7 protein-coding genes and 1 riboswitch are annotated in these 7469 nt (G+C 49.2%); of the genes, 3 read left to right on the top strand and 4 right to left on the bottom strand.

The window, feature by feature from the left end; translation table 11 throughout:
• Positions 1–271: 271 nt before the first annotated feature.
• Positions 272–387: riboswitch (SAM riboswitch) on the top strand.
• A 69-nt stretch (positions 388–456) separates the two neighbouring features.
• Genes KKC1_RS07115 through KKC1_RS07105 form a run of 3 tightly spaced genes read left to right on the top strand, consistent with a single transcriptional unit; the run spans position 457 to position 3044 of the window.
• The gene (locus tag KKC1_RS07115) at positions 457–1491 is read left to right on the top strand and encodes a methionine ABC transporter ATP-binding protein (RefSeq protein WP_088553784.1); all 1035 of its coding nucleotides are present in this window, start codon (positions 457–459) and stop codon (positions 1489–1491) included.
• On the top strand, positions 1484–2146 hold the full coding sequence (locus tag KKC1_RS07110; protein ID WP_088553783.1) for a methionine ABC transporter permease: 663 nt from the start codon (positions 1484–1486) through the stop codon (positions 2144–2146). The genes KKC1_RS07115 and KKC1_RS07110 overlap by 8 nt, the downstream gene beginning before the upstream one ends.
• Before the next feature lie 34 nt (positions 2147–2180).
• Positions 2181–3044, top strand: a complete 864-nt coding sequence (locus KKC1_RS07105; RefSeq protein WP_088553782.1) for a MetQ/NlpA family ABC transporter substrate-binding protein — start codon at positions 2181–2183, stop codon at positions 3042–3044.
• A gap of 46 nt (positions 3045–3090) precedes the next feature.
• Here the strand turns inward: KKC1_RS07105 and KKC1_RS07100 are convergent, their stop codons facing one another.
• The 4 genes from KKC1_RS07100 to KKC1_RS07085 are packed head-to-tail and all read right to left on the bottom strand — an operon-like array spanning position 3091 to position 7257.
• Complete coding sequence (locus tag KKC1_RS07100; RefSeq protein WP_088553781.1) at positions 3091–3324, bottom strand: hypothetical protein; 234 nt, start codon at positions 3322–3324, stop codon at positions 3091–3093.
• A 32-nt stretch (positions 3325–3356) separates the two neighbouring features.
• Complete coding sequence (locus KKC1_RS07095) at positions 3357–4526, bottom strand: Ger(x)C family spore germination protein (protein WP_088553780.1); 1170 nt, start codon at positions 4524–4526, stop codon at positions 3357–3359.
• On the bottom strand, positions 4523–5626 hold the full coding sequence (locus KKC1_RS07090; RefSeq protein ID WP_088553779.1) for a GerAB/ArcD/ProY family transporter: 1104 nt from the start codon (positions 5624–5626) through the stop codon (positions 4523–4525). The genes KKC1_RS07095 and KKC1_RS07090 overlap by 4 nt, the downstream gene beginning before the upstream one ends.
• 20 nt (positions 5627–5646) lie before the next feature.
• Positions 5647–7257 carry a spore germination protein gene (locus KKC1_RS07085; protein ID WP_088553778.1) on the bottom strand — a complete coding sequence of 537 codons (1611 nt, stop codon included), beginning with the start codon at positions 7255–7257 and terminating at the stop codon, positions 5647–5649.
• Positions 7258–7469 lie beyond the last annotated feature (212 nt).

Below are 7469 nucleotides of genomic sequence, written 5' to 3'. Positions count from 1 at the left end.
TTCACTATAAAAGTGACATTTTCTCACGATAATTAACCCCTTTTTGGGGTGACATTTTGTCAAGTTATTGACAGTCTAGATGGACCAGAGTTTCGTTCATAGAAGTTTAAGAAGTTGAAAAAGGTGGGTATCCCTGAAGTATTATTGGTGTGGTACAACAACTAAATCACCTCCAAGAATGCATTTTTTTAAAAAACTGTTGACCGCTGAGAACCATTGTGCTATTCTTGGTATAGTGCTCGAACAACTTGCATATAGAACAGGAAAATTACTCTTATCAAGAGTAGGTGGAGGGACTGGCCCGATGAAACCCGGCAACCTCCTTGGACTCTCTAGTCCGAGAAAGGTGCCAATTCCTGCAGATGCTGCGCATCTGACAGATGAGAGTAATTTGGAGAATGTTTCTCTCTGTCTATGGGCAGGGAGTTTTATTTTGTCTAGAAAGGACCAAAACCGATGATTGAAATCAAGAATTTGCGCAAGATTTTCCCAACTCAAAACGGACCGGTAGTGGCTCTAGACGGAATCAATCTCCGGATAGAGGCTGGGGAGATTTACGGCATTATAGGTTTAAGCGGTGCCGGTAAAAGCACTTTAATCCGCTGTATCAACATGCTGGAAAAACCAACCGAAGGACAGGTAATAGTCGACGGCCAGAACTTTACCTCCTTAAATGCCCGCCAGCTCCGGGAGGCAAGACGACAGATAGGTATGATTTTTCAACACTTTAATTTGTTGTCCTCCCGCACCGTCTTTGCCAATGTGGCCTTTCCCCTGGAAATTGCCGGCCTTCCCCGGCAACTTATCAGGGAAAAAGTAAGCGAAATGCTGGAGCTGGTAGGTCTCAGCGACAAAGCCCATGCCTATCCTTCCCAGCTCAGCGGAGGGCAAAAACAGAGGGTAGGTATAGCCCGGGCGCTGGCCAACGATCCGAAAGTACTATTATGCGACGAAGCCACTTCAGCTTTGGACCCGCGCACTACCCGGTCTATCCTTCACCTTCTGCGGGATATCAATGAGAAACTCAACCTGACTATTGTGTTAATCACCCATGAAATGCAGGTCATCAAAGAAATTTGCGATAAAGTAGCCGTAATTGAAGACGGTAAGATTGTAGAGGAAGGACCGGTTATAGACATTTTCACCCGGCCCCGCTCCGCAACCACTCGCAAGTTCATTAATAGTATAATTAATACGGAAATTCCTGAGCCAATTCGCACCCGGTTTAAAAACCGTACCGCCAACGGAACAGCGGGGAAACTTATACGCATATCATTTATAGGAGAGACAGCCAAAGAACCGGTAATCTCCAGCATGGTTCAGCAGTGTCAGGTTAGGGCCAACGTCCTTTACGGCAACATCGACCACATTAAGGATACCATTTTTGGCACCCTCACCCTAGAACTCCAGGGGAAGGATAGCGAGGTAGAAGAAGCGCTGCGTTTCTTGAAGGAAAAACGCCTGCAACTGGAGGTGTTATCTGATGTTTGAAGGGGAAGTTGTGAAACTGATAGTTAAAGGCACCTGGGAAACCATTTATATGGTCGGTATTTCCGTACTGCTGTCTCACCTGTTCGGTATTCCCCTGGGGATTCTGTTGGTCACCAGCGAAAAAGGCCATATTTTAGAAAACGTTCCGGTTAACAAGGTTTTGGGAGCAATTATCAACGCCACTCGTTCCATTCCCTTTATTATTCTCCTTGTAGCGTTAATTCCTTTTACCCGCGTGGTAGTTGGCACCTCCATAGGAACTACAGCAGCCGCGGTACCTCTCACCGTAGGTGCTACTCCTTTTGTAGCCCGTATGGTGGAGACAGCCCTTAAAGAGATAGAATGGGGAGTTATAGAAGCAGCTCTGGCCATGGGAGCTACACCTTGGCAAATAATCTGGAAGGTACTTATTCCGGAAGCTTTACCCTCTCTTGTACTTGGCGCCACTATTACTACCATAACTCTTATCGGTTATTCCGCCATGGCCGGCTTTGTGGGAGGAGGTGGTCTGGGAGATATAGCCGTAAGGTACGGTTACTATCGCTATAAAGGCGATGTAATGCTTATCACCGTAATTCTTCTTATTGTAATGGTACAGCTTCTACAAATGGTTGGCGATTACTTATCCGCCAAACTGAACAAGAAGCAAACTTGAGTTTGTTTCTACTAAGTTACAAGGAGGGACTAAAATGAAATTAAGTAAAGTTTTTATTGTAGCAATAACACTAACCTTAGTGTTTCTACTGGTAGCCGGTTGCGGCCAGTCTGCTACCGAAACACAAGAAACTGGTAAGGCCGGGGAAACAGAAACCAAGCAGGAAACGGTCAAGCTGGTAGTAGGAGCTACTCCGGTACCTCATGCCGAGATCTTGGAAGCGGCCAAGCCGTTGCTGGCCGAAAAAGGTATTGAACTGGAAATAAAAGAATTTACTGATTACGTTTTACCCAATCAGGCCCTGGCTGACGGTGAATTGGACGCTAATTACTTCCAACATGTTCCCTATCTTAACGACTTTAAGGAAAAGAATAATCTCGATTTAACCTATACCGTGGCGGTTCACTTCGAGCCCATGGGTCTCTACTCCCAGAAAATTAAATCCCTGGAAGAACTGACAGAAGGAGCTAAAATTGCTGTGCCTAATGATCCCACCAATGAAGCGCGCGCCTTGCTATTGCTTCAGGACAACGGCCTGATCAAGTTAAAAGAAGGCATCGGGCTGACGGCTACCGTTAATGACATTGTGGAAAATCCGAAGCAGTTGGAAATTATAGAACTGGAGGCAGCTCAGATTCCCCGTTCTCTGCCTGACGTTGACGCGGCGGTTATTAACGGTAACTATGCTATCGACGCTGGCCTGAGCCCCGCCAAAGATGCTATCGTTTCCGAATCCAAAGATTCCCTGGCAGCAGAAACCTATGCCAACGTGGTGGCGGTACGCGTCGGTGACGAAGACAGGGAAGAAATAAAGGCACTGGGAGAAGTTTTAACCTCTCCTGAGATCAAAAAGTTTATCGAAGAAACTTACCAAGGAGCCGTAGTGCCTGTGTTCTAATAACACTGCGAAAAGTACCCGGAAGTCCGGGTACTTTTTCTTTTACTCACGACGTCAACATCCGCTCCACCAGTTGGGAAACCGGTTTAAAGACAAATTCAATAGCCTTGTTGGGATTGGGAAAGGGTATTTCCAACACCTGGAAAACGGCCATGGTTACCCCCATCAACATTAGAAGCGCAAAGGCTATTAATTCTTTCCAGCTCTTTTTCTTCACCAGGGGCGGTACTTCGTAGAGAGCAATCAGGGAAAATCCCAGGACCAATAGAACCAGTTTCATACTTCCCTCCCACCTGTTATTTGTTTTTCCCCTTACTTAATCTGGGTCGGCTTTGAGGTCATCCCGGTACGTCTTATCTTGGCTTCCACGACCAGGTTAATCTCCGCGTAAGCAAACTCCTCATTCCAATTTTCCCGCACCTGCTTCCATACCCGGGGGTACCTGCGCCGCAGGGCTTCCCCGAAGCCGAAGATATCTGTCTGCCACTCTTCCTGGGCCTTTTGTAAAACTTCTCCCGCTCTCATTTTGATTTCTTTTTCCTTCAGCTTTTCGAGCTCTTTTATCTTATCCGGTTTGGTGAAATCTTCCTGACACCATTGTTCTATTAGCTCACCTTCCTCCCGGATTTCCACCAGGAAAGAAATAAAACCGTCCCGCACCTGGGGAATAATGCGGGTACTGGCGCTCCGTATGGTAAAAGAAAGAGGCTCGTCAGGGTACCGGGGACAGGGTACCGTAATTACCCCTCGTTTTATTTTCCCCCGCAGCCACATAAGACCGCGCATTTCCCGGTCGTCCAGCCAGCCTACCAGCTTTCCGTCCCGAAAGGCGGCAGCCCCCACCAGGCTAACCGTGCTCTGGCCCTGCCCATTCTCCTGTTTATTCTCAACAGGGGCAACCGTCCCCGTAACGGGGTTGTCCCCCCAGCTGCTCAACATGATTAGAAAATCTTTAAGGTTAACTATCATACCGGTTCTTTGTTTGGTGAGGCTACTTACCGACAGGGCCGGAATTTTCTCCAGATCAGGTCCTAGTCCCAGAATTTCCCGGGCTCTTCCCCGGGCCACCAGAACCCAGGATATTAAGCGAGTTTCCCGCTCCCGGCTGAAAAAATCCAGGGCCTCGACCCCGCGGCGGGCAAAGTCTTCCCCCAGCACAATGATGCGGTTATGGGACCAGAAAAGCTTCCGGGGGGTTTCCATTTCTAGCCGGCGTATGGCTTCGGCAATAGTGCGTCCCTTGGTAGAACGCACCACCACCGGCTTGCCCTGGCCACCGGCTCCCCCAGCCCCCATCTGACCTCCCCCCACCTGTTGTGGTTTCAACATTTGAACGGTCAATTCCACCATTTCGCTTTGCCGGTCCCAGTCCAGGCCTGTGCCGGAAATTATGGCCAGTTCGTTAACTTCCCTCCGGCTCCAGCAACCGGCAACAACCGGCAGCAGCAAAAGCAAAAGCAAAAAACCATAACGATGCTTCAACTTATCTTTTCCTCCTTACCCGCTTTTAAATACGAAACCACCAACAGGATAACAGGTAGCCCGATTTGAAATATGGAAAGGGCATAAGGAGGCCAAATTTTATCGAGAAACTCCACCAGGTCCATTATGCTTTCGTATGAAACCACAGAAAGCATAACCATGGCCACCCCGTAAGGTATGACCGCCGGCCGATAATCCTTCAAACCGAACAGATAGCCTATTCCTAAAACCCCTACGTAATAGTAAATGGCTATTTTCAAAAAAACACCGGCCACCCAGATAGCCATCACCAGGGACTCTACCCCTTCCAGAAATTCACCGATAGAAATCATGCGGGCCATGGAAAACATGGGAAACATCAGTTTCGCCGCTTCAACCGCTCCGAATACTAACATCGCCCCGATTACAACTACCAGGAGGGAAAGACCATTGACCAGAGTCCCCCAGACTACGACTTTTTTACCTTCCTCCGGCTGGTTTAGGTAAGCCAAGAAAACGGCCATGATCACTACTTCCCCGTACCAGCTGGAAGGCACTATGGCTCCCTTGATGACTGGTTTTATTCCATTTTCCAGAATCGGCAGGAAACGGGAGAAGTCTATTTCTTTCAAGGGCAAAATCACCACCAAGCCGATGGCACCGGCTACCAGGGGAAAAATGAAATCGGCTATGCGGGCCAGAACCTCCAGCCCACTCCGTACCGCATATACGGCTACCAGAACTATAATCGCGTTAAATGCCATTAGCGGGGTTTCCGGCATGATGGCTGTAGTGAGAAATTCCCCGTATTCACGAATTATGGCTGCACCGGCATGAAAGAAGTACCAAATGTACCCCAAAATAATGACCTTGCCTAAAATTTTTCCCAGGAGAACCTGTACAAATTCATACAGGTTTTTACCGGGAAACCGCAGGCTCAAGGCAAGGATTAGCCCCCCGGCCAACAGACCAAAAACGGTGGCCACCACTACCGACAGCCACCCGTCCTGGCCGGCAGCTTTCGTGGTAATGGCCGGCACGAATAGAATGGCCGTGGGCATGATGGTAAAAATCAACAGGTACGCGGCCTGCCGGGTGTTAATCTTGCCGCCTTCCAGCATGGAGGTCCTCCTAACTCTTATTAATTTCGCTTCTTAGGAGGTTCAGGCTTCAGCCTGAAGGCCTGCCTTTGAGGATTACGATAACCTATCAGCCTGGGCCGTAAAAACATGCCCCACCAGGGCGGGCGAACCAATACATCTTTCAGGTCTCTCGGGGTAAAAGGCGCAATCGGAGAAAGATAAGGTATCCCGAAGGAACGCAGGTTACAAAGATGAATCAGGATTACTACCAGACCCATCATGATGCCGAAGAAACCAAAGGCGGCAGCCAGTACCAGCATAATAAAGCGGATAAGACGCAGGGTAATGGCCATGTTAAAAGCGGGAATGGAAAAATTGGCAATAGCCGTCAGGGCCACCACCACTACCATTACCGGTGACACAATCCCAGCCGAAACCGCCGCCTCACCAATCACCAGGGCCCCTACAATGCTAATTGCCTGGCCGACCGGGCGCGGCAGACGGATTCCGGCCTCCCTCAGCATCTCAAAAGTGAGCTCCATAATCAACGCCTCCACAAAAGCGGGAAACGGCACCCCTTCCCGCTGGGCGGCAATGCTGATCAGCAGGGTACGGGGAAGCATTTCCTGGTGAAAGGTAGTAATGGCCACATAGGCAGAAGGCAGGAGCAAAGCGACATTGACGGCCACGAGTCGACCTAAACGGACTACTGAAGCTAAATAGAATCGCTCGTAATAGTCTTCACTAGCCTGTAGAAACTGAACGAAAACGGTTGGTACCACCAGGGCAAAGGGTGATCCGTCTGCCAGTATAACCACCCTTCCCTCGAGCAGTGCCGCCGTCACCTTATCGGGCCTCTCACTGTGTTCAATTTGAGGGAAGGGGGAAAAGGGATCGTCTTCGATGAATTCTTCTATGTACCCGCTGTCTACAATACCGTCGGTTTCAATGCGTTTGAGCCTTCGGTGAACTTCCTCCACAATTTGCGGGTTGACCAACCCCTCGATATATATTACCGCCACGTCAGTCTTGGTGAGTTCCCCGATTTTAATGGTTTCAATTTTAAGCCGGGGACTTTTAATCCTCCGCCGTATCAAGGAAGTGTTGGTGCGGAGAGTTTCTACAAAGCCTTCTCTTGGCCCGCGCACCACCGCTTCCGTTTCCGGCTCCTCTACGGCTCTACTCTCCCACCCCCTTACTCCCAGTACCAGGACCTTCGCTTGTCCGTCCACCAGCAGGACCGCGTCCCCTGCCAGCAGTTTCTCCAGCATGCCTGGGAAACCAGAAACTTCATGCACCTCACCCACACTCACCGCGGCTTCCTTAATTAACTCAAAAACGTTGCGTTCGGTAATGTCGGGAGCGGGCTCCACCTTCCGAATCTCAACTAGTAAAGTCTTCAATATGCTGGTTTCGACCGAAGTTCTGGTCACCAGCCCGTCAAAATAAATCAGGGCGCACCGGGCGAGCTTTTGACCTGCCACAAATTCCCTTACAATAAAGTCGCTGCAACGGTCAAAAACCTGCCGCAGGACGGCCAGGTTGCGATCCAAGTCGGCACTAAGTTCATAGTCATCGATTGTCTCTATTTCCCGCTTCCTGGCTTCATCCCGGCGGCGGTGTCTCTTTATCCACTCGGTTTTTAACGGTTTGATAAGTCGCCGAAACATTCCCTCACCCCGCAGTGTTACTATGTTTAGCTTTGCCAGAACGGGCTAATTTATGCAGGAACCAATCAGTCCATTTAATAAGGGACAGTCTAGTTGTGAAGTTTCAACTTATTCAAGTTGGGGACGGTTCTTGACTTGAACTCATCTTTGACAGTTAATCTTCAAAATCAATGACCCGACAACCGGAAACCCTTGAAATGACTGAGGTGGAT

Source organism: Calderihabitans maritimus, from assembly GCF_002207765.1.
GTDB classification, from domain to species: domain Bacteria; phylum Bacillota; class KKC1; order Calderihabitantales; family Calderihabitantaceae; genus Calderihabitans; species Calderihabitans maritimus.
The sequence above is the reverse complement of the archived record's forward strand: the minus strand, read 5'-3'. Positions and strand labels throughout refer to the sequence as shown.

Coding starts and splice junctions, on each gene's coding strand:
- KKC1_RS07115 (WP_088553784.1), top strand. CDS start 457: ATGATTGAAATCAAGAATTTGCGCAAGATTTTCCCAACTCAAAACGGA.
- KKC1_RS07110 (WP_088553783.1), top strand. CDS start 1,484: ATGTTTGAAGGGGAAGTTGTGAAACTGATAGTTAAAGGCACCTGGGAA.
- KKC1_RS07105 (WP_088553782.1), top strand. CDS start 2,181: ATGAAATTAAGTAAAGTTTTTATTGTAGCAATAACACTAACCTTAGTG.
- KKC1_RS07100 (WP_088553781.1), bottom strand. CDS start 3,324: ATGAAACTGGTTCTATTGGTCCTGGGATTTTCCCTGATTGCTCTCTAC.
- KKC1_RS07090 (WP_088553779.1), bottom strand. CDS start 5,626: ATGCTGGAAGGCGGCAAGATTAACACCCGGCAGGCCGCGTACCTGTTG.
- KKC1_RS07085 (WP_088553778.1), bottom strand. CDS start 7,257: ATGTTTCGGCGACTTATCAAACCGTTAAAAACCGAGTGGATAAAGAGA.